Annotated in this window: 19 protein-coding genes and 1 other RNA gene; 14 read left to right on the forward strand and 6 right to left on the reverse strand. The window is 41.4% G+C overall.

The genetic code is table 11. From position 1 onward, the window contains the following. Positions 1-217: 217 nt before the first annotated feature. Entirely contained in the window at positions 218-1,462 is a 1,245-nt protein-coding gene (locus MKY20_RS16640) for a helix-turn-helix domain-containing protein (RefSeq protein ID WP_341002021.1), read from the reverse strand. 386 nt (positions 1,463-1,848) lie between these two features. Between MKY20_RS16640 and MKY20_RS16645 the strand changes: the two genes are divergently transcribed. After that, entirely contained in the window at positions 1,849-5,364 is a 3,516-nt protein-coding gene (locus MKY20_RS16645) for a S8 family serine peptidase (protein ID WP_251264536.1), read from the forward strand. A gap of 63 nt (positions 5,365-5,427) precedes the next feature. Here the strand turns inward: MKY20_RS16645 and MKY20_RS16650 are convergent, their stop codons facing one another. Both MKY20_RS16650 and MKY20_RS16655 read right to left on the reverse strand, forming a co-directional pair. After that, positions 5,428-6,630, reverse strand: coding sequence for an MFS transporter (locus tag MKY20_RS16650; RefSeq protein ID WP_009334348.1), 1,203 nt, complete (start codon positions 6,628-6,630; stop codon positions 5,428-5,430). A gap of 1 nt (position 6,631) precedes the next feature. Continuing rightward, complete coding sequence (locus MKY20_RS16655) at positions 6,632-7,027, reverse strand: MarR family winged helix-turn-helix transcriptional regulator (protein ID WP_009334349.1); 396 nt, start codon at positions 7,025-7,027, stop codon at positions 6,632-6,634. A gap of 383 nt (positions 7,028-7,410) precedes the next feature. Here MKY20_RS16655 and MKY20_RS16660 point away from each other — a divergent pair, with 383 nt between their 5' ends. The 4 genes from MKY20_RS16660 to MKY20_RS16675 all read left to right on the forward strand — a co-directional run bounded on the left by MKY20_RS16660 (position 7,411) and on the right by MKY20_RS16675 (position 10,567). Then, a complete protein-coding gene (locus tag MKY20_RS16660) occupies positions 7,411-8,130 on the forward strand; it encodes a GTP pyrophosphokinase (protein WP_019383137.1) in 720 nt (239 codons plus the stop codon). Positions 8,131-8,144: 14 nt separating this feature from the next. Then, the gene (locus MKY20_RS16665) at positions 8,145-8,570 is read left to right on the forward strand and encodes a DUF5392 family protein (protein ID WP_009334352.1); all 426 of its coding nucleotides are present in this window, start codon (positions 8,145-8,147) and stop codon (positions 8,568-8,570) included. Positions 8,571-8,583: 13 nt separating this feature from the next. After that, complete coding sequence (locus tag MKY20_RS16670; RefSeq protein ID WP_009334353.1) at positions 8,584-9,192, forward strand: TetR/AcrR family transcriptional regulator; 609 nt, start codon at positions 8,584-8,586, stop codon at positions 9,190-9,192. Between the two features lie 106 nt (positions 9,193-9,298). After that, positions 9,299-10,567 (forward strand): L-lactate MFS transporter, encoded by a 1,269-nt coding sequence (locus tag MKY20_RS16675; RefSeq protein ID WP_341002025.1) that lies wholly within the window; start codon positions 9,299-9,301, stop codon positions 10,565-10,567. 420 nt (positions 10,568-10,987) lie between these two features. Here the strand turns inward: MKY20_RS16675 and MKY20_RS16680 are convergent, their stop codons facing one another. After that, positions 10,988-11,404 carry a hypothetical protein gene (locus MKY20_RS16680; RefSeq protein ID WP_009334355.1) on the reverse strand — a complete coding sequence of 139 codons (417 nt, stop codon included), beginning with the start codon at positions 11,402-11,404 and terminating at the stop codon, positions 10,988-10,990. 141 nt (positions 11,405-11,545) lie between these two features. On the opposite strand from MKY20_RS16680, the gene ssrS reads away from it, so the two are divergent. From ssrS to MKY20_RS16705, 5 genes are all read left to right on the forward strand, one after another. Continuing rightward, positions 11,546-11,742: non-coding RNA, 6S RNA (gene ssrS / locus MKY20_RS16685), on the forward strand. A gap of 105 nt (positions 11,743-11,847) precedes the next feature. Next, positions 11,848-11,988 carry a hypothetical protein gene (locus MKY20_RS16690; protein WP_019383132.1) on the forward strand — a complete coding sequence of 47 codons (141 nt, stop codon included), beginning with the start codon at positions 11,848-11,850 and terminating at the stop codon, positions 11,986-11,988. Positions 11,989-12,092: 104 nt separating this feature from the next. Further along, a complete protein-coding gene (locus tag MKY20_RS16695; RefSeq protein ID WP_341002026.1) occupies positions 12,093-13,070 on the forward strand; it encodes a ring-cleaving dioxygenase in 978 nt (325 codons plus the stop codon). A 107-nt stretch (positions 13,071-13,177) separates the two neighbouring features. Then, the gene (locus MKY20_RS16700) at positions 13,178-14,416 is read left to right on the forward strand and encodes an MFS transporter (RefSeq protein WP_009334357.1); all 1,239 of its coding nucleotides are present in this window, start codon (positions 13,178-13,180) and stop codon (positions 14,414-14,416) included. 49 nt (positions 14,417-14,465) lie between these two features. Next, the gene (locus tag MKY20_RS16705) at positions 14,466-14,720 is read left to right on the forward strand and encodes an SRPBCC domain-containing protein (RefSeq protein WP_341002028.1); all 255 of its coding nucleotides are present in this window, start codon (positions 14,466-14,468) and stop codon (positions 14,718-14,720) included. Between the two features lie 178 nt (positions 14,721-14,898). Here MKY20_RS16705 and MKY20_RS16710 read toward each other — a convergent pair whose 3' ends face one another. Beyond that, complete coding sequence (locus tag MKY20_RS16710) at positions 14,899-15,774, reverse strand: AraC family transcriptional regulator (protein WP_217024612.1); 876 nt, start codon at positions 15,772-15,774, stop codon at positions 14,899-14,901. Between the two features lie 308 nt (positions 15,775-16,082). After that, positions 16,083-17,732, reverse strand: a complete 1,650-nt coding sequence (locus tag MKY20_RS16715; RefSeq protein WP_251264533.1) for a M14 family metallopeptidase — start codon at positions 17,730-17,732, stop codon at positions 16,083-16,085. Between the two features lie 341 nt (positions 17,733-18,073). Here MKY20_RS16715 and MKY20_RS16720 point away from each other — a divergent pair, with 341 nt between their 5' ends. Genes MKY20_RS16720 through MKY20_RS16735 form a run of 4 tightly spaced genes read left to right on the forward strand, consistent with a single transcriptional unit; the run spans position 18,074 to position 22,329 of the window. Next, positions 18,074-19,282, forward strand: a complete 1,209-nt coding sequence (locus tag MKY20_RS16720; RefSeq protein WP_251174522.1) for an acyl-CoA dehydrogenase — start codon at positions 18,074-18,076, stop codon at positions 19,280-19,282. Positions 19,283-19,299: 17 nt separating this feature from the next. After that, the gene (locus MKY20_RS16725) at positions 19,300-20,073 is read left to right on the forward strand and encodes an SDR family oxidoreductase (RefSeq protein WP_252246466.1); all 774 of its coding nucleotides are present in this window, start codon (positions 19,300-19,302) and stop codon (positions 20,071-20,073) included. 27 nt (positions 20,074-20,100) lie between these two features. After that, positions 20,101-21,714, forward strand: coding sequence for a long-chain-fatty-acid--CoA ligase (locus MKY20_RS16730; protein WP_341002033.1), 1,614 nt, complete (start codon positions 20,101-20,103; stop codon positions 21,712-21,714). Between the two features lie 51 nt (positions 21,715-21,765). Then, the gene (locus MKY20_RS16735) at positions 21,766-22,329 is read left to right on the forward strand and encodes a TetR/AcrR family transcriptional regulator (protein ID WP_251174525.1); all 564 of its coding nucleotides are present in this window, start codon (positions 21,766-21,768) and stop codon (positions 22,327-22,329) included. The last annotated feature ends 11 nt before the right edge of the window (positions 22,330-22,340 follow it).

The raw sequence follows: 22,340 nt of genomic DNA on the forward strand, positions 1-22,340 counted from the left end.
AGGTGAATTATGCCAGGCAGCTGTTCTTAAATACTTAATTATCTTTTATCTAATATTTTCCTTTTTGGGGGAATTTTTAGGGGCATAAGACATAGCGCCTTTTGGGGAGACGAACCATGGATTAGTCCAAAAGGCGGACTGGGAGAGAGCGGAAAAAAAAGTACAAACAGAAAAGTCTTCTATGGGATTATAGAAGACTTTCCTCACTCAATTATATTTAATGAACGTGGGGTTCAAAGTATTTGGCTGCAAGCGCGCTTGCTTTTTCATGCTGTGACGACGTCCTATAATAATGAAACAGTTCTTTTTCATAGAGAGAGATTAATGTGCTATTCCCTAATTCATGAAGGTGGGGAAGGAATGTATTTTCTAAAAAGAGATAGTAATCATTTATGTCTTTATCTTCTAAAAGGATATCGAGCATATAAAAAACATATTGATAGGTTTTATTTTGAAATTGTTCAGCCAGTCTGTGGCCATCGTCCAGCAAGGATCTGAGATTTTGTTTCTTATAATGATCCAGATTAAGGCAGCTATGAACATACCCTCTAATAGCGCTTAATTTTAAAGGTGGGTTTGGATTAACCTCGGATTGTTCCAATAGCTTTTTGTAAACCTCGCTCGCTTCTGAATAAAAGCCTTTTGCAAAGTATTCAACGGCAAGATTATGCCAAAGGTTCATTTCCCTGGCTTCTTCTTTATGAGCCCGGCAGGATTTGATTAATGTATGATACTGCTTAACGGTTTCTTCAAATTGGCAAAGGTCGTATGTACCCATTTGTATCAGTAAAACGGTTTCTGTATCAAGAATTCTTTTAAAATTATTGGTTTCCCGAAAATAGGATAGTGCAAGAGTACCATAGTGATAGGCTTTTACCCTATCATTCATCAAATGAGAAGAGGTAGCGAGGTGAAAATAATATTCATGGTTATTATATTCTTTAGGGTTAATATTCTTTAAATGGGCAATGGCTTCTTTGCAATTATGTAAGTTTAGAAAATAAATGCTCCATGTATGCTCGAGAAGATTCCGTTCAAAACGGTCAAGGGTGACCCAGGCTTTTTGGCAGCTGTCTAAAAGCGATTTGCCTTTTTCCTGCTCTCCTTGCATCAGGTGATAACGAGCCAAAAGGATTGAATGAAAATATTTTGTTTCCGAAAAATGCAGGTAAGGATTTTGGGCTAGTTCCTCTTTAATTAATTCTATATCTTCTTTTTGCTGTTTAACCATGGCCTCCAGCCACTCATGAAGTTTTGTCTCCAGCATATTAAACTTTTGAAGCTCTATAATAAGATCTATATTCAGCCGTTTACAGATCAAATTAGTAATTTCTGACGAATATTGTGTATGGCCCCGCTCTATTTTACTGATATGAGTCACAGAACAAATCCCTTCGCCCAGCTGCGTTTGGGTCAATCCAGCACGTTCCCGGTAATATTTTATAATTAAACCTTCCTTCAAAACAGCATCCCCCCTGTGTTTGTGGCTATAATCGTAGCATACCTTATCGGCTAGAAACAGATAGCCAGGAAATGTCAGATGTCTGTTTTTCCCAAGGGTTAGTGGAATATTATTCCTAAGAGGTATTTTAAGATTTCAATTTGGGGTAATTAAGAAAGCCTTTTTTACCAGAAGGTGAGAAGGTTAATAGAAAATAGATACAGAAATGCGCCTTTTATACTGTTTAAATAGAAAGAGATTCTTCGATCTGGATATAAAGTTCTGAAATTAAACGGATCCCTCTTTTTAGATTCCCCCAATTTACTTCTCTCAGACCCGGCACTACAATAAATTTTAAGAAAAGTTAAAAAATATTGAATTTTTCCAGGGGAAAGGGCGGGAGAGAAATGAAATTGAAAAAAGGGGTACCCTATAAAGTGCTGGCTTCTGCATTGGCAGCAGCAATGCTTTTCGGGGGAACAGTCTCAGCACAAGGAGCTCAAGAAGATCAGATCCAGGCTCCAAGTGTCGAAGACATTGTTAAGCAGGGACAGAAAATATTTTTGGACCACCAATATCAGACCAAAGCAAATGCAGTGGACAAGCTGGGATATAAGGATCTGAATGAAAAAGGGTTAACGAAGCCATATAAGCCAAATGAAATTTTACGTGTAATTGTTGAGGTCGAACAGCCAGCAGGTACTGAAAAAACGAAACAAAGCAAAAAAAGTAAAATGAAGGCAAAACAAGACGAGGTTATTTCTAAGCTTACAAAGAAAAAATCTATCAAGAAAGTGAAGCATCGCTTTTTTGAAGGGTTTAATGGTTTCAGTCTGGAAACTGAGTTTCGTAATTTAAAAGAAATTCAGGAGCTTCATGGTGTCACGAACGTGCATATTGCGAGAACATTTCAGCCATCCATGAGTGCCAGCAAGGAGCTAGTGCAGGCGCAAAAAGTCTGGGAGCAGCATGGCTATGAAGGAGAAGGGCTGCTTGTTGCTGTAGTTGACTCCGGATTGGACTATACGCACCAGGATATGACAATGACGGATGAAGGGAAAGACAAGCAGAAATGGTCTGAGGGAGAAATCAACGCAAAACTCGCTGAAACGGGTATTAATGACATCTGGTATAGTGACAAAGTGCCGACAGGCTATGACTGGGCCGATGAAGATACGGATGTCATTCCCCGCGGACAATATGGAAGTCCGCATGGCATGCACGTTGCAGGTACTGTAGGTGCCAATGGCGATGAAGAAAATGATGGGGTTAAGGGGATTGCTCCTGGTGTACAGTTATTAGCTGAAAAAGTATTTTCTGATAATGGCGGAGGAGCTTATGAAGATGATATTATTGCTGGAATTGAACACGCTGTGGCAATGGGGGCTGACGTCATTAACATGAGCCTTGGATCAGATGCCGGCTTTGTTGGAGAAGAAAATGATCCGATCCAAAAGTCAATCCGGGAAGCAACTGAACGGGGCACTCTCGTGGTAGCAGCTGGAGGCAACTCATCTTACAGCACAAAAAATAATATTATGGAGGCCTCTGCCAAGCCGTATGCAGAAAATCCGGATATCGGAACAGCAGGAGAACCTTCTGTCAGCCCATTTGCGCTATCAGTAGCATCCTATGAAAATACTAAATTGCATATGAATGCACTTAGTGATGAAAACGGATTGCAGCTTCCATACCAGGATCAGACCCATGTAAACTTCAAGCTTTCAAAAGTTCTATCATCTGGAGAAAGCTATGAAATGGTATATGTAGGGGAAGGGAAGACGGCTGATTTTGCCGGGAAAGATGTTGCCGGCAAGATAGTCGTAGCAAAACCAAATCAAAAATATGGTTTATATTCATATGTACAATCTGAAGCCAGAAAAAATGGTGCCAAGGCGGTTATCCTTGTACCGCCTCATGACGAAGCTGATTATCCTTTCTTGTATTTTAGCCCCTACTTAACTCCTGCAGCAACAACCAGCAAGGAGGTTGGGAACGCCTTAATTTCGCAGCTGTCCAAGGGACAAACAGTGAAGATGAAGATGAGAAAAGGTGTTTGGGTGGATAATGCTGAAAAAGATAACATGTCAGACTTTTCATCTTTTGGAACGCCGCACACACTTGACTTCAAACCTGAACTATCAGCACCTGGCGGTGGGATTTATTCCACTGTTCCCGGCAATGAATATGAAATAATGAGCGGTACGTCCATGGCAGCACCTCATGTCGCAGGCGGATCAGCTCTGCTGCTTCAGGCTTTATATGAAAAAGGATTGCCGCAATCCAAAGAAACGGCATTAAAAGCGAAAATCGCCTTAATGAATACGTCAAAAATCATTCAGGATCCGCGGGCAAACAACCAGGTCCCTTACTCACCACGCATACAGGGATCCGGTTTGATGCAAATACAAAATGCGATCAAAACACCTGTACTTGTCACAAATAAAAATGCTCCTTTGGAACAGGCAGGGGCGGTTGCTCTAAAAGAAATGACCGGAAACAAAACACAATTCAAACTGAATGTGGAAGCATTTCAGGATGCAGGCGTGAAAGATTTGGAATATAAAGTGTTCGTTGATGTTTTAACAGACGAAACTGAAACAAAAGAGTTTGACTTGGATAATGACGGTAAATTGGATACCAAAGAATATTTAACGATGACCAGCAAGCGGATTTCAGGTGCTTCTGCCATCGTAAATGGTGAAAAAGTGACCGGCAAAGAAGGAAAATCGCTTAAAATTAAGCCAGGACAAAATAAGAGTTTGGATGTACAGATTCAATTGCCGGATAGCGTAAAAAAGGGCACATTTATCGAAGGATATGTCCGCCTTGTGCCAACAGGTAAAAACAGTGATGCCGCTGTGCCGCTGACAATTCCATATATGGGCTACTTTGGTCAATGGGACAAGCCGCAAAACCTCGACCCTGCTGCTTGGGAGAAAGATGCTTTCTTAGGATATACAGTCTTATGGAACGATGAAGGGGCACAGTTCCCGATGGGATATGATCCGAATACCGGAACATTTAATATGGATCGTATTGTCATTTCTCCCAATGCTATTTTGCCGGGTGTTTTCCCATCCTTTACAGCTCTCCGCAACTTACAAAAAACCGAAATGTTCGTTGAGAATGATAAAGGTGAAATGATCAATTATTTAGGCGACTTCAGTGAATATACCGGCAAGCCATGGAAGTTCCGAAAAAATATTATGGCATTCGGGGATTATTTAATTAACGGATATTTATGGGATGTTAAGAATCAAGATGGGCAATTCGTTGAAGATGGAACCTATCAGTATGTAATCAAAACAACACTTGATTACAAGGATGCCAAACCTCAGGAAGTAAGGCTACCGGTTCAAGTAGACTCAGTCGCGCCATTAGTCTCGGATATTCAGGTACAGCAAAAGGACGGCCAATATGAGATTTCCTTTAAGTCAGAAGATAACGAAGGGGGAAGCGGCTATAATGGCGCAATCATCTGGTATAACGGGAAGTATATGCCGCTCGAACCTGGAAAAACTTCAGCCCTTGTAAAAGAGGAACCGAAGAGCGTTGTCGTATTAGGTATCGACCATGCATTTAACCAGAGCTATGCTGTATGGGGGGATCCTTCCTATATTAATGAAGGAATGCTCGTAAGCTACTTCAGTGTATATCCTAATAAAAATGTGAATGCAAACACGCCTGCCGGCATCAATGCATTCGCAAACAACCGCGTAAACTGGAGAGTGAACATTAAAGATGAAGCAGGAAAAACCGTTGACACAATTAATGTGGAAAACGAACATGAAATTCACTTGAAGTGGACTCCAGATGCAGATCTTCCGAATGGGACTTATACCATTAGTGCGGATGTATCAAGTAAGCAGGGCTTTACAGTGACTACGAGTCCTAAAACGGTTACAGTAGTTCAGAACTAAAACATCAAAAGCCATGGACGGTTTAGAGGTCCATGGCTGTTCCAATTTTGCAATGCCTCAGGTTCAAGCTGAAACAGATGTGTTCAATTTTTTTAGGGCAGCAGATTCCTTCTTCCCATGGAGGAAAAAATATAAAATGGCTGATAATAAAACAAAGATTGCCATCATTCCATAGAGCTTGCCATAGCCTGTAATCGGAATCATGAATCCCAGCAAATAGGGACCAAATCCCAAGCCTGCATCCAGAAAGATAAAGAACGTTGACGTCGCCAATCCCATCCGATGAGCGGGTGTCAGCTTGACGGCCACTGCCTGGGTGCAGGACTGCATGTTGCCAAAGCCCAGCCCAATTAGCGCTCCAGCCAAAAGCAAGGTAAAACTGCTGTTTGCTGTGCTAAGCACAAACATGCCTGCCGCAAATAAGATAAAAGCGGGGTACATAACATAATTTGCGCCTTTAAGATCCATCAGGCGCCCGGTAAATGGACGTGAAATCAGGACAGCGGCCGAGTAGATGAGAAAGAAAAAGCTCGCAGCCTTAACTAAATCGACTTCGATCGCATAAAAATTGATAAAAGAGAGGACCCCGGAATAACCGAATGCGATTGCCAGTGTGATGAACGCAATCGGGACTGCTTTTGGCTCGATAAAGCTGGAAATTTGGAAGCCCTGCTTTTTCACACCTGAGGTTTCTATTGCAGGAACGTATAAAAAGAAGGATGTAATCAGAGCAATGATGCCAATGGCCAGACAGAAGACAAAAATCATTTGGAAAGAAACTTTTTGCATCATCAACAAGCCGATAAATGGCCCAACAGCTGTTGCCAGTGTTGTGCTCATGCTGAAGTAGCCAATTCCTTCCCCTTTGCGGGCTGCCGGAATAATTTGTGCAGCGATGGTCCCTGTCGCCGTACTCGCCACACCTAAAGCTATTCCGTGTATAAATCTGGTAAATAGTAAAAAAGCAATTCCGAGGTTAAAGAAATATAAAAGTGTCGTCAGGGTAAATAAGACCAACCCGATATAAAGTGTCTTCTTTCGCCCAATGTTATCAATGGCTCGCCCAATATAAAGCCTGCCAATGAGAGTTCCAATAATAAAGATGCCCGTTACAAGCCCGGCCTGGCTAGTTGAGGCACTATAGTAATCCACTGCAAAGACAGCAATGGTCACCATCAGCAAATAGAAAATCAATGTTAAGAAAAAATTAACGGATGAAACGATAATAAAATCCTTTGTCCAAAGCTTCGGTCTAGGCTGATTCAATTTATAACTCTCCCTGCATTAAATTTTTGCGGATTTCGCTCATCAGACGAATCCCTTCGAGCTGTTCCTCCTCTGAAATTCCTCTTAGAATTTCCTGTTCAAATTCATCAATAGCTGCGCGGACTTCCTGATAAATCTTCCTGCCAGTATCGGTCAGCTGCATTCTTTTTTCCCGTTTGTCTTTAGTCGGAACAGGTTCTAAATAGCCCATCTCCTCCAATTTTGCAATCGTCCTTGTCACTGTTGGTTTTTCAACACCAAGGTAATGTGAAAGTTCCACCAATGTAACTGAAGCATCATTATTCAAGTAATACATGATGGACCATTGAGCCCTGTATAAATGATGCTTGCTTAACGCATGGTTCAGCCTATTCTCAAATGGACGATACAATAGCACAAGCTGATGAAAAAACTTCTGAAATGTTTCGATCTGAAAAACCTCCCAATTTAGTTACTTTGAGTAATAGTTATCTAGAGTAACTAATTATTCATTATACAGCTCTAATCGTTAACATGTAAATAGGCAAGATAAAGCTGCTATCCATTAGATCAAAAGAAGGCAAATTTGTGACATTGTGTCATATTCAGTTGACGTGTGACACGATGTCATATACAATTCAATTGAAAGGATGACACAGTGTCACATCGAGGTGAAAGCATTGTCTAAAATTCAATTGCTTATTTCTAAATTGCAGAAACAGGGAGTAAATGCGGCAATCTGCAAAAAGCCGTCCAGTTTTATGCCACCAAAAAATAAGGCAAAAATTCAAAGGAGTCCCTATGGTCACAAATACGCCTGAACAAATTACATTAAAGGAGCTTAGGACAGATTTAGTGCGTTTTATGATGTCCCACAAGTTCGCATTGGAAGAAATAAATACGAAAATAAATATCCTTAAAGAAGAATTTCAGTATGTCCATGACTATAATCCGATCGAGCATGTAAAATCTCGAATAAAATCTCCAGAAAGTATATTTAAAAAGCTGCAAAGAAAAAAATTGGAGATTTCCTTAGACTCCATTAAGCAAAATATTAGGGATATTGCGGGCGTCCGTATTACATGTTCCTTTATATCAGACATTTATAAAATCAAAGCCATGCTTGAAGGCCAGAAAGATATAACTGTGATCGAATGCAAGGATTATATTCAGCATCCAAAGCCAAATGGCTACCAGAGCCTTCATCTGATTGTCCAGATCCCCATTTTTATGTCTGACAGGGAAGAACTGGTTCCTGTAGAGATTCAAATCCGGACGATAGCCATGGACTTCTGGGCGAGCCTCGAGCACAAGATTTACTACAAGTACAATAAAGAAATTCCGCAAAGAATAGTGAATGAACTGAAAGAGGCAGCTGACACGGCTTCACACCTCGATCGGAAAATGGAAAACATCCATGAGGAAGTGATTGGCCTCAAACAGCTGGAAGATGATGAAGCCATGATTTTTCCGCCTGAAAGCCTGCAATTTCTGCTGGCCAATAAAGGAATTAAAACTTAAAGGAGACGAAATAGATGCAAGTGTGGACAGATATGCCAAATTTCGTAAAAAGAGAACTGGAACAGCTAGAAGAAAAAATATCCCCCATTATGAAAAAAGCATCCAGATATATTTTTTGGTCAACACCCTTGATTATTCTGTCATTAATCAATCTCATGACCTTGTTTTTCACCGTTCAGGATGAGAAAACATCGCCGTTAACCATCCTGATTTACGCCATAATTGGTGCGCTAGGTTTCGCGCTTTCTAAAGAAGGGAAACATCAGCAGCTGGAAATTCAAAAACTGAGCTCACAGTACATTAAAGCACGAATTACTAAAAGCCAATGGGCTTCTGACCCTATTAAAACGAGATATCAAGCATTAATCAATGAGAATCCCAAAAAGGCAGTCCCTTATTTTATCCAATTTTTAAAGGAGGAAAAAGGAGACTGGCAGTAAGGAGGAACCGGACTTGCCAAAAATTACTTTTTTCAATTTACCTGAAGACAAACGGGAAAACTTAGTCCATGCGGCCAAAAAGGAATTTGCCCGCGTCCCGCTTTATCAGGCATCCATATCCAATATCATAAAAGATGCCAAAATCCCCCGCGGCAGCTTTTATCAGTATTTTGATGACAAAGAAGATGCGTTTTTCTACTTATTGAATAGCCATGTTTCTGCTTATAAGCTACACTTTCTTGAAATGCTGCGCAAAAATAATGGCGATATTTTTGATGCGATGATCGACTTTTATACAACCATCATTACAGAGGAAAAAGAAAATCTGCAGTTTCTGAGGAACTTATTTCTTAATATGACGCATCGAATCGAAAATGTTATGGCAAGAAGCTTCGGTGAAAATGACCTGAATGAGGATTTCAAGAAAATCAGCAATCTGATTAATAAGGAGCGGCTGAATATACAGGACGAGCATGAAATTTTTCATATGATGCAGATCATTTCCTCTGTCACATTCCACAATATCGTGAAAAAATTTGCGGGAGAACTGCCATTCGAGGAAGCTGTAAATAATTACAGAACAGAAATCTATTTATTAAAAAAAGGGTTTGTCTCAGGATGATTTTCGGAAAGCCTGTCTCTAAAAGGATTAGAGGCAGGCTTTTTTGGGAAGGTAAAAAATAGCATGGAGCTTATAAATAAAACAATATTCAGGAAAGGGGTTATTTATGGCGAACAAGAATAGATGGCTGATTGCCCTTTCAGCTGTCGCCATTCATTTATCAATTGGTTCGGTGTATGCGTACAGTGTTTATCAAAACCCATTGAAAGAAACGCTTGGCTGGGAAAAAACCGACGTCTCACTGGCATTTACCATTGCGATTTTTATCCTTGGGATTGCGGCAGCTTTTTTTGGCCGGTTTGTGGAAAAGCGGGGACCAAGAGTTTCAGCCATGATTGCCGCAGTCTTCTTTGGAATTGGGATTATTGGGTCCGGATTCGCCATACAATTGGAGAACTATGTCCTATTCCTCATTTTCTTCGGTGTCATTGGGGGACTGGGCCTCGGCTTCGGCTATATTGCACCTGTCTCCACATTGGTTAAGTGGTTTCCTGACAGAAGGGGACTTGCCACAGGAATGGCAGTTATGGGCTTTGGTGCAGGGGCCCTGATCACAAGCCCCATTGCAAGCAGATTAATGATTGCAACTTCGATTCCGACAACCTTCTATGTCCTGGGAATCAGTTATTTTATTCTAATGATTTTGGGAGCGCTTTATATTGTAAAACCGCCTGAAGGATGGGCACCTGAAGGAATGGAGGAGAACAGGGAAGAGCGGCCGGTAAAGGCAGATCTGGCACAGCTGACTGCCAATGAAGCGATTAAGACGAAGCGTTTCTGGTTTCTATGGATTATGATGTTCATCAATATTTCTGCAGGCATCATGATTCTCTCAGTTGCCGCACCAATGGCCCAGGAAATCACTGGGGCAAGCGCGATCACGGCTGCAGGCATCGTCGGCATAATGGGCCTCTTTAATGGAGGGGGAAGAATTGGCTGGGCATCTGCATCGGATTACCTTGGAAGAGGAAATACATATATGACCTTCTTCCTGATACAGGTTGCTGCATTCTTCATTCTTCCATTCATCACAAACTCTTTTATCTTCTCTGTATTCCTTTATATCATTGTTTCATGCTATGGAGGCGGGTTTGCATCCCTTCCGGCCTTTATTGGAGACCTGTTTGGAACCAAACAGCTTGGCGCGATTCATGGTTATCTGCTTACCTCGTGGTCCATCGCGGGAGTAGTCGGCCCAATGCTCGTATCCAGCATATATGAAAATACGCAAAGCTATACGATTACTTTCTATGTGTTTGGCACCATGCTTGCCATCGGCTTCATCGTCTCACTGCTGATGAAGCGGGACATCAAGAAAATCAGAACTGCAAAGATGCAAAAAAGAGCAAGCGGGCAGCTGTCACTAAATAATTGAAGGAGTAGCACCGATTTCCTTTCATAAAGGAAAAGGTAAAGTATCTGCGTCTATTCTGAAGCCTATTCTTGAGATGTATTAAAAAGGTAATTGCTAATAATGGTGGATGGATTGCAAATTGGCTGGACTTGCCAAGGGGACGGCTTAAGATCCCCTGCTTGTTGCAGAGCAAAAAAAGCAGTTGTTATAGAAGGGCCTATGACTTCCTAATAAGGAGAGCAAGAGAAAATGGTCGCCATGGAAGGCCCATGAAGCCGAAAAATGAGAAGTAGTGGGGAAAACGGTCGCCATGGAGCGCTCATGAAGCCCAAAAATGAGAGGTAGCGGAGAAAACGATCGCCATTGAGCGCTCATGAAGCCGAAAATTGAGAGGAAGCAGAGAAAATGGTCGCCGTGATGGTCTCATGGCAGACCTGCTCTCTACTTTTTAATCAGGAGCTCTTTTAATGTTTGAGACTTTTCTTTCCCTAAGGTTCCTAAAGCATTCTTGTCTCTGTCAAAAATCACTGCAGATCCTTCTTCTTTGTTGAACCATATTAAATACTCAGTTAAACTTTCTGGCATATTTTTATCGTATGTAAAGAATAAAGTGGCTATAGCATCTTCATTTTCATCCATTTGGGGCTTTATGTTTTCCTCCCATTCAATTTCCCCAATTATATCTCTTATGGTTTTAATCTTTTCTTTTTCTGTTATTATGATTTCTTCATCACTGTTTCCACTTGTAAAATCAACTCTAGTCAGCTGGCTCAGGTCAAGCTCATTTGGGACATCCTTTGAACATCCGATAAGAAGAAAGATGGCAATTGCGGATACCAGGCTATGGAGTTTTTTCATATAGAATCCCCCGATCGTTTCATTAGTGTAAAATATTCAACAAACAACTTTAAACCCCTGTTAAAGAACTCAAATTATTGTTTATAACAAATGAATGAGCATGCCCATTGAAAAATCCGCCAGAATCCGTTAATATATTAATACAAGCTGCATTGTTCGTAATCATAATAAAGTTTTAACCTTTAAGCTGTAATAGGGAGTTTTACATTGAAACGGGAATGACAGGCCTCCGTCTATACGACAAGGAGGACAGGCAGGAATGTTTCTGCGAACACCCACTTTGAGGAGTGGTGGTTTAAAACTTTCTTATCATTATTTACGGCAATGGCGGCTGTACATACGTAAACTGAATCAGTTCCCAAGGGGAGCTGGTTTTTTTGTGTTTAGAAATCAAAATTCTGGTTAAACCAAGATAAACGACATATTTAACAGGAGATGTAAAAATGAAAGAAATTACGGAAAAGAGATTTTGCGAAGTCTGCGGAAAAGAAACTGTCCACATCGCCAGGGAAGATGCACTGGAAATTGAATACATCTGTAAGGAATGCCATCATGAGGAAGACATCATAAAATCCTTTTTTTAAAGCCCCGGTGATATTGACACCATCAGTAAGCCGTGATAAAGTAAAATTATCTCGAATTAAAGATATTTTATTTTAAGATAAATAACAACGGGGAGGAAGTTCACTTGAATCATTTAAAAGGTATTCACCATGTTACAGCCATTACAAGCAGTGCGGAAACAAATTATGAGTTTTTCACTTATACATTAGGAATGCGTTTAGTAAAGAAGACCGTAAATCAGGATGACATTCAAACGTACCATTTATTTTTTGCGGATGATACAGGAAGTCCGGGAACGGATATGACATTTTTTGATTTTCCTGGTATTCCACAGGGATCTCACGGAACGGATGAAATATCGAAAACTTCATTCCGGGTTCCGACAGATGAAGCACTCAATTATTGGGTAAAGCGGTTTGACCGCTTAGAGGTTCCACATTCAGGCATCAAAGAGCAGTTCGGCAAAAAAACCCTGTCATTCACGGATTTTGATGATCAGAAATACCAATTGATCTCGGATGAGGACAATAAAGGAGTACCATCAGGCACACCTTGGCAGAACGGGCCCGTTCCGCTAGAATATGCGATCACTGGTCTGGGACCGCTTTTTGTAAGAGTAGCTCAATTTGATTACTTTAAGGAAATGATGGAAAAGGTGCTGCATTTTAAGGAAATTGCTCAAGAAGGAGATTTCCATTTATTCGAAGTGGGTGAAGGGGGAAATGGGGCACAGGTGGTAGTGGAATATAACCCGTCTCTTCCCCAGGCGCGCCAGGGCTATGGAACAGTCCATCACGCAGCATTCCGCGTGGAAGATAAGTCTGTTCTCGAGGAATGGGATCAGCATTTGAGAGGCTTTGGCTTCCAGACTTCAGGATTTGTGGATCGCTTCTTCTTCGGTTCTTTATATTCCCGGGTTGCTCCGCAGATTTTATTTGAATTCGCGACGGATGGCCCTGGATTCATGGGTGACGAGCCATATGAAACACTTGGGGAAAAATTGTCCCTGCCGCCATTCCTGGAGCCGAAAAGGGACCAAATCGAAAGCTATGTCCGTCCGATCGATACAGTAAGAAGCACAAAGAATCTTGTAAAAGAATAATTAGGCCAAAGGCACCTGTCGTTCCATTGCTTTAACGCAGTGGAGGACAGTTGCCTTTTTTTAGCGTATAATGGAGGGTATTCTTTAGAAAATAGGAGCAGAGGGCAGTGGAGAAACATAAAAGCAAATACAGGTGGCTTGTCTTTGGAGCGGTTTTATTTACATACTTTTTAATCGTGAGCCAAAGGACAGCTCCCGGTTTAATTACTGATCAATTAATGAAGGAATTCGGCGTGACAGCTGCGGCCATTGGGCTCCTGACGAGCATCCAATTTTTCGCCTATGCCAGCCTGCAGGTTCCCATTGGAATATTATCCGACCGTTTTGGTCCTAATGTGTTTTTAATCTCCGGGACTCTTCTTAACGGAATCGGGACTTTATTATTCAGTTTTGCTGCGAATGAATACATCCTTTTCGCGGCAAGAATGCTAGTCGGAATAGGTGATGCGACAATCTGGATTAACGTTGTCATCATTTTAGGCAGATGGTTTAAGGTAAATGAATTTGTAAAATTGCTTGGTTTTGCGGGCATGTCGGGGAGCTTTGGATTTTTGCTCGCGACTGTGCCATTTTCCATTTGGATTTCCATATGGGGCTGGCGCATTCCGTTTTTGGCAGTGGGCATTATTTTGACCATCCTCTCCTTATTGCTGTATTTCATTTTAATTTTGCAGCCTTCCCGGATGGGCATAGAACCTAAGAAAACAAAAGGTAAAAAGGAGCCAGCAGAGAAAACAGCAAACATATTAAAGAGAATTTTTTCTGACCGTCAGGCATGGGCCACGTTTTTGTGTCACTTTGGCGTGGTTGGTACTTATGTTGGCTTCATCGGTTCATGGGCAGTGCCATATGGAATGGAAATGTATGATTTGACCCGTTCCGAATCCAGCCAGCTAGTCATGATTGGACTGATTGGGGCAATTATTGGTGCTCCGTTAATGAGCTTCATATCAGGACGGATGGGCAGCATCAAACGCCCTTATCTTTTTGCCCACATAATCGTCGTTCTCGGTTGGGCAGTTTTTCTTGTATTCCAGGGCAAACCTCCATATCTGCTCCTGATTGTTCTTTTCCTGATCATGGGTTATGGGAATGGTGCAAGTACACTGACTTTTGCGATTGTCAGAAAATCATTTGACATTAGAGATGTAGGTGTCGTTTCAGGTTTTGCCAACACCGGCGGCTTTCTGAGCGCAGTTTTGCTGCCATTTATTTTCGGAAAAGTTTTGGATACATTTGAAGCAGGATACCAGTATGGATTTATTATTCCGGTCATCTTTTCATTGATTGGATTGATGGGTGCAGGGTTAATAAAGGAAAAAGGACGCCAATTGGTTAAAGGTTAATTTTATGCAGTATTTTGAGGACAAATCATGCAAAAAAGGAGACGAGAGTATGAAAGCTTTATTAAAAAAAGAAACAAATGGCTATACTGCTGTCTTTGAACGAAACCTGAAACATCCCAGGGAAGAAATCTGGGCGATGCTTACTGACAATAATCAGCTGAAAAAATGGTTTCCGGAGCTGCAGGCTGAGGAATTAAAGAATGGTGGAAAATTCAAATTTGATATGGGTGATGGCAGCCGGAAAGACGAATGGAAAAATTGGTATGAAGAATATAAAGCAGCAACTGAGGCCATAAAGCACTAATACAGAAAAAGGCTGATAAATAATCCAAAGTAGTTCAGATAATGTGTAGCAAATCCGAAAACACAGGGTAAATAACAGTTGAGATAAAAAAAGGGTGGGGTCAACATTAAAGGAAACCCCAACCTTTTTTATTTTAATGTGAGATATTCGAAAAACATTTCTGTAAATAGAATAATCATCAAGGTGTATCGTTAACTTTTTTCTTTACTGCCATCCAAACCTCGCTATATACATTTTCCGATGTACCGTTGTACTTTGTAAATGAAATCCCAGGTAGTTCTGCTGGTTCATAATCTGATGAAGGCAGCCATTCAGAATAAATTTTTGCGGTAGTTTCTTGAAGTGTAGAAGGAAATGGTCCTTGGTTAGGGAAAATGGCCCATAAACTTTCTTCAATAGTAATTAGCTCTAAATGATCGAATGGATTTTCTTTTGTAGTTGCAAATCCTATCATATGTGTTAAATACCCTTTTTCTTCTAAAAAACCATCATCAAAATCATACGATACATTCAACACTTGATGAGGATATAAATCCGCTAATTGATGCATTTGATTTCTTTGTTGTTCGGTAATTGTCTTCGCTAGTTCTATGATAGCATTATTTTCACCTTCGAATTGAATAGGCACCCTTTTCGATACACCAACAATATTAAACATCTCTTTCTTTTCAATCTTGAATTCCATTGAAATTCCTCCTCTTATATCAATAAAGAATGAGAATTTGGGAAATGATTTTTGAATTTTGTTTTTAGTTACTTCTGAAGGCAAGAATCCGCTCCATTCACGAAAGGCTCTTGAAAAACCTTCAATGGATTGATAACCATATTTGCAGGCAATATCTGTTACTTTTGCTCCGTTAATCAGTTCAACATTTGCAACTGATAATCTCCTATTTTTGATGTACTCATTCAATGACATTCCAGCCATATATGAAAACATTCTTTTGAAATGATAATCAGATAGCCCTACAATTTTTGATATTTGCTTTCCGGAAATTTCTTCGGTTAAATGTGTCTCAATATAATCCATCAAATGATTGAATTCTTGTAACATTCATTTCCCCCCTTCACAAATATATAATAACGATAAAAATCATAATTCACTCGATATTTTCTATACGGAATATATCGGAACGCATTTCCGTTAAATATAAAGTTACAATCCGGCTTCGTTAGTAAAAGTGCATTTTTTTATATAATTTCATTATTTACATTGCTATTTAAATATATTTCCTTATAAAAGTTGATGTACCAATGAAAAAAGCATATCAATTACAAATTGATATGCTAATTTATATACTATTTACAAAGTTTCTTCACACAAACAGAACTAATTATCATGATGCGTCAGTCATTTTTCTTTTATTTCATAAACGGTTTCATGTTTGATTTCTTCGGATCAATGGTGAAGCGGTAAATCGGCAATTCCTGCCCAACTTCAGAAAGGACGTAGCCGAAGGTCGTATAACTGTCTACTGATTCAGGCTCAAGCGACAGGGAAAGCAGATTTGTTTGAGGCTGTGCGGTCAGAAATACATAAGTTCCTTTCGGGAAGGTGATGTCCTTCTTAGTCACCTCAGTCTCAACCTCAACAAGCTCCCTTTGTTCATAATTCCCTGCCGGTTCCTTAGAAGTTACTGTAAAGGCTTCAGCTGGAAGGCTGACATTTTTCGGAAGTCTAAAGCCCTTTAAACCTTGATCCATTAATTTTTCAGCGATTTCCTCATGACCTGGCTTTATTAAATAGGCGGTAGGTCTATCCCTTTCCAATGTTGGTTCTGCATCAGTAGCACTTAAGTATTTAACTGGGATATCCTGAACAGTGCCCGTTGCTATGTCTACCATTTCCAGTGTTTCATTCTCCAGTTCTTTATTTTCGCTATCAATGATTATTGGATCATTGTCATTTGGCATTAAGCCTTTTTTAATAAGATTAAGTCTTTCTAATGCTACTAGATTTTTAATTTGTCTTGCATGATTGGCCGTTTGCTTAAGAATGCTTTCATGAGTGGCAATTTGGGCGTTCACTCTGCGCGCAAAATCTTCACGGCCGATGCCAATGCCTCTGCTTTCTACGAGGAAGGAGAATGCTGGCTGAAGTCCGAATGAATTCCGGCCAATTCTTGGCTCAGTGGAACCCTCGATAATTTCAATTTCACCTTGGTCATCCAGGCCTGCTGTATAGTAAATTTCTGCGGAAATACCATTATTCTCAAGCTCTTCCATGGCAGGCTCGACAAATAAACTGTCAGATGCTTGACGGATTTTTTCAGGGATATTGAGGTTCCGGCCAGACTGGATCAGAATATCGTGGTACTTCAAAGCGCCCTGTTCACCAACTTGATTAAAAGCACTGCTGTAAACAGAATATTCATGAGCATCAATCACCACTTCAGGTGAATATTTATTGAATTCTTCATGAATGGCCTGTACTTCTGGAGATTCAAGTTTTATATGATCACGGTTTCCATCCAGCCCATCGGCCAGCTGTCTTTTAAAATCATAAGAGCCATCAGGATTTACCCTTGGAATAACGATCACATTGATATCGTCCAAAATCTCCTTGCCCAATTCACCGGCAAGTCTGTTGGCCAAGGCCAGGATAGATTCACCGCTGGCAGGCTCGTTGCCATGGATCTGGCTCTGAACCCATACAATCGGCTTTTTTGATAAATAGCCCGACCTAATATGCTTATCCTTTGTGAAATAAAGGGCAGGTATTTCACGGCCTTCTTGAGAGGTTCCGATTGTTTTAACAGTTAGGTAAGGACTTTTAGCTTTGAGCTGTTTTATGTAGGCCATCATTTCTTCTTGAGAAGTAAAAGCATCACCGTCCCTTGAAAAGGCAGGAGTGTTGTCTATCACCTCAATTTCAGGAAAGAGGTGTCTTACTTGTTCAGGCTGGCTGTATGATTTCCCGTAATAGGGAGTTTCTGCCTGAACTGCAGGTGCAGCCAATAATGCAGCAGACAGGAGTACAGGAATAGTGCGTTTTTTTACTAGTTTTTTCATCGGCTAATTTCCTCCTCTTCTAATTTCAAATCAATAATAGATGAAGAATGTTTTAAGTGCCAAAAAATTTCGAATAGTATAAATTGAGGAGTTTAATGGATGAATTGTTTAAAAAGAAGGAATTGTAGGTGCTTAGTTCTAATATTATTCGGAAAACGAAATAGAATGGCAGGTAACTAGCGAAAATTCCCTAGCTTTTACTCGATAAAAACAGTGCTTTGGCTGGGAGTGGAAAACAATAAAATTATAAATTTTCTGAAAATAAGTTGAATTTTTTCCGAGATTGTTTATACTAAACTTGTAACATACCGACCGGTCAGTAAGTGAAGGAGGGATGGAATTTGGATTTTTCTTACTCATCAAAAGTACAGGAGCTCATAAGAAAATTAAATGTGTTTATGGAAGAAAACGTTTATCCGAACGAAACTCTGTATGAACAGCAATTGAATGAACAGGAAAGCCGCTGGAATGCTATTCCGCCCATTATGGAAGAGTTGAAACGCAAGGCGAAAGATGCTGGGCTATGGAACCTATTTTTACCGGAAAGCGAGTATGGGGCTGGTCTCACGAACGTGGACTATGCTCCACTTTGCGAAATTATGGGGCGTTCCATGATTGCACCGGAGATTTTCAATTGCAATGCACCTGATACCGGAAACATGGAAGTGCTCGCAAGATATGGCACCGATCAGCAAAAGAGTGATTGGCTGCAGCCTCTTTTAGAAGGGGAAATACGATCTTGTTTTTCAATGACAGAGCCGGATGTTGCCTCTTCTGATGCTACAAATATTGAAGCACGGATTGAAAGGCAAGGTACGGAGTATGTCATTAATGGTCGGAAGTGGTGGTCCTCAGGGGCGGGAGATCCGAGATGCAGGATAGCGATCGTCATGGGAAAAACCGATCCAGCAGCCAGCCGACATGAACAGCAATCTATGATTCTTGTTCCACTTGATACGCCAGGAGTAAAAATAGAGAGGATGCTTCCGGTGTTTGGCTATGATCACGCTCCCCATGGTCATGCTGAAATTACATACGACAATGTCAGAGTTCCCGCTGAAAATATGATTTGGGGTGAAGGGAAAGGATTTGCCATTGCGCAGGGAAGGCTTGGCCCAGGACGCATCCATCATTGCATGAGGCTAATAGGGGCAGCAGAGCGTGCTCTTGAAGAATTATGTAAGCGTGTACAAAATCGCGTCGCCTTTGGAAAACCGCTCTCTAATCAGGGAGTCATCCAGGAATGGATTGCGGATTCCCGAATTGAAATTGAGCAGGCAAGACTATTAACGCTTAAAGCGGCCCATATGATGGATACAGCCGGAAATAAAGCGGCGAAAACAGAGATTGCTATGATCAAAGTCGTGGCTCCATCCATGGCACTTAAGGTAATTGACCGGGCGATTCAGGCTTTTGGCGCAGCAGGAGTCTCTGACGATGTTCCGCTTGCGGCCTTGTGGGCAAATGCCAGGACGTTGAGGCTGGCAGACGGGCCAGATGAGGTCCATCGGGCACAGATTGCTAAACTTGAGTTGAAAAAATACCAATAGGGAAAGCGGGGAGCCATATGAACGTAATGGATTTATTTGACCTAACCGGGAAAACGGCACTGATTACTGGAGGAGGCCGAGGGCTCGGTGCCCAGATTGCGGAAGGCTATGCCGAGGCAGGGGCGAATATCGTTCTTTGTTCAAGAAAGGTGGAGACATGTCAGGAAACAGCTGATCGTCTCGCGAAACTTGGCGTGAAAACGTTAGCTCTTTCCTGTGACATAAGCAAACCCGAGGACGTCCATAAAGTGGTCGATAGAACGGTTAAGGAATTTGGAACCATTGATATTCTTGTCAATAACAGCGGTGCCACCTGGGGAGCACCTGCCGAAGAAATGCCGCTTGAAGCCTGGCATAAAGTTATCAATGTGAATGTCACAGGGACGTTTTTAATGAGCCAGGCTGCAGGTAAGATTATGATTGAGCAAAAGTCCGGAAAAATCATTAATATTGCTTCTGTTGCCGGACTTGGCGGTACTGATCCCCGGGTGATGGATACGATCGGATATAACACAAGCAAAGGCGCTGTTATTACGATGACAAAGGATCTGGCTGTAAAATGGGGCAGGTATGGCATCAATGTGAATGCCATAGCCCCAGGGTTTTTCCCTACTAAAATGTCAGCAGCGATTATTGAGCATGGGAAAAATCCAATTCTGGAGGCGACACCTCTCAGACGCTTTGGTTCTGCTGACGATTTGAAAGGCGCCGCTTTGTTCCTGGCTTCCAATGCTTCAAATTATGTGACGGGAGACGTATTAATTGTCGATGGCGGAACACATGCAATGTAAAAACGGCAAATTTTGGAGGGATTAATAATGAGCGAGAAGAAAACCTGGCATGCCCACTATCCTGAATCAATTGCAGCCGATGTTAGCATTCCCAGCAAGTCGATGCCTGAGATGCTGCAGGAAGTGACAGCGATGTATCCGCAGAATACAGCTTTATCTTTTTATGGCCGAAAAATGATTTATGCGGAACTTCAAAAAGCCGTCTATGGATTTGCTGCATCACTGCAGAAAAATGGTGTCCAAAAAGGCGGCCGTGTTGCCATCATGCTGCCCAATTGCCCGCAATATGTAATTGCGTATTATGGCACCCTTGCAGCGGGAGCGATCGTTACTCAAGTAAACCCGATGCTGGTTGAGCGCGAGATAGAGTATATTATGAATGATTCGGGTGCTGAGACACTTATCGTCTTTGATGCGTTATATCCACGCGTAAAAGGAGTACAGAGCAAAACGAAATTAAGAAATATAATTGTTGTCAGTCTCCAGCAATCAAATGCAGATTTTTCTCCTGATAAAACCTTTGAAGGTTTTTTACATGAAGGCAAAGGACAATTCACCCCGGTAAACATTGAGCCTGAACAGGAAATAGCCGTCCTTCAATATACGGGCGGTACAACCGGCCGATCTAAAGGAGCCATGCTGACACATTACAATGTTCTCGCAAATGTGGTTCAGTCCTATGAATTTTTTAAAGAAAGAACCAAAATAGGCGGGGAAAAATTCTTAACCGTCATTCCGCTGTTCCACGTTTTTGGAATGACTGCCTGCATGAACTTTGCCATTTATACCGCCAATGAATCTATTTTATTGCCTCGCTTTGATTTGGAGGAAGTGCTTAATACGATTAAAAATGAGCAGCCTTCTGTATTTCCGGGTGTTCCAACCATGTATGTGGCTATCACCAATCATCCGCGTGCAGAGGAATATGGCATTGACAGCATTGAAACCTGCAATAGCGGAAGCGCGCCAATGCCTGTCGAACTGCTTCGCGATTTTGAACAAAAGACAGGAGCCAAAATACTCGAAGGCTATGGTTTATCCGAAGCTTCCCCAGTAACCCACTGCAATCCTCCTTTTTCAGAACGAAAGCCTGGAAGTGTCGGAATTGGTTTTCCTTCAACTGATTATAAAGTAGTCGATTTGGCCACAGGAACAGAAGAAGTTCCGAATGGAGAACTCGGAGAGGTCATCATCAAGGGACCGCAGATCATGAGAGGATATTGGAATATGCCTGAGGAGACGGCCGTCACATTACGGGATGGATGGCTCTACACAGGTGATATTGCAAGAATGGATGATGACGGTTTCCTTTATATTGTCGACCGTAAAAAAGACCTGATTATTGCAAGCGGATATAATATATATCCTCGCGATATCGAGGAAGTGCTCTATGAGCATCCTGCAGTTCAGGAGGCAGTAGTCATTGGTGTCCCGGATGCGTACCGGGGTGAAACAGTAAAAGCTTTCATCGTACTGAAAGCTGGCAAATCGTCGAGCGAAAAAGATATCATTTCATTTTGCAAGCAGAACCTGGCTGCCTATAAAATTCCATCGGCCGTAGAATTCCGCCAGGAGCTTCCAAAGACAAATGTCGGAAAAATCCTTCGCCGGGCTTTGCGGGATGAGGTCCGGAGCCACTGATTTTTATGATATAATTCTGTCGATATTTTCTAACAGAAGCGGGGACTAACATTGAAAGAAAAAATTACTGAAAAGAGCATCCGGCTATTTGATCAGAAAGGCTTCAGCGAGACATCAATTCAGGATATTGTCGACAGTATTGGTGTGACGAAAGGGACGTTTTATTACTATTTTTCCAGCAAAGAAGAACTTTTGATGGACATCCATCTTCGCTACATTGATGACATGCTGGACAATCAGCACGAAATCCTCGGGGATGATTCAAAATCCAGCAAAGAAAAACTCTTTGCGATTGTTCAAATGCTGCTCAGCAATATCAAAACACAGGGAGCCAGCGCGAAAGTCTTTTTTAGAGAAATGCGCAACCTCAGTGACGAAAGTTTATCGGAAATCATTCCGAAAAGAGATCAGTTCAGGCTGAATATCGAAAAATTAATAGAAGAAGGCAAACAGAACGGAGAGTTCCGTGCGAATCTCAACTCTCCGATTATTGCCTTTGGCATCCTGGGCGTCACTAACTGGAGCTATCAGTGGTTCAATCCGGATGGATCTATATCTGACCGGGAAGTGGCGGAGATATTTACGGAAATGATCTTAAAGGGGATCGAGATGTAAATCGAAATTCT

This window comes from Cytobacillus sp. FSL W8-0315, from assembly GCF_038002905.1.
Classification (GTDB): Bacteria; Bacillota; Bacilli; order Bacillales; family Cytobacillaceae; genus Cytobacillus; species Cytobacillus pseudoceanisediminis.

Excerpts from the sequence above, each read along its gene's own strand:
- MKY20_RS16645 (WP_251264536.1), top strand. The coding sequence starts at position 1,849 with ATGAAATTGAAAAAAGGGGTACCCTATAAAGTGCTGGCTTCTGCATTG.
- MKY20_RS16660 (WP_019383137.1), top strand. The coding sequence starts at position 7,411 with ATGGTCACAAATACGCCTGAACAAATTACATTAAAGGAGCTTAGGACA.
- MKY20_RS16665 (WP_009334352.1), top strand. The coding sequence starts at position 8,145 with ATGCAAGTGTGGACAGATATGCCAAATTTCGTAAAAAGAGAACTGGAA.
- MKY20_RS16675 (WP_341002025.1), top strand. The coding sequence starts at position 9,299 with ATGGCGAACAAGAATAGATGGCTGATTGCCCTTTCAGCTGTCGCCATT.
- MKY20_RS16680 (WP_009334355.1), bottom strand. The coding sequence starts at position 11,404 with ATGAAAAAACTCCATAGCCTGGTATCCGCAATTGCCATCTTTCTTCTT.
- MKY20_RS16690 (WP_019383132.1), top strand. The coding sequence starts at position 11,848 with ATGAAAGAAATTACGGAAAAGAGATTTTGCGAAGTCTGCGGAAAAGAA.
- MKY20_RS16705 (WP_341002028.1), top strand. The coding sequence starts at position 14,466 with ATGAAAGCTTTATTAAAAAAAGAAACAAATGGCTATACTGCTGTCTTT.
- MKY20_RS16710 (WP_217024612.1), bottom strand. The coding sequence starts at position 15,774 with ATGTTACAAGAATTCAATCATTTGATGGATTATATTGAGACACATTTA.
- MKY20_RS16715 (WP_251264533.1), bottom strand. The coding sequence starts at position 17,732 with ATGAAAAAACTAGTAAAAAAACGCACTATTCCTGTACTCCTGTCTGCT.
- MKY20_RS16725 (WP_252246466.1), top strand. The coding sequence starts at position 19,300 with ATGAACGTAATGGATTTATTTGACCTAACCGGGAAAACGGCACTGATT.
- MKY20_RS16730 (WP_341002033.1), top strand. The coding sequence starts at position 20,101 with ATGAGCGAGAAGAAAACCTGGCATGCCCACTATCCTGAATCAATTGCA.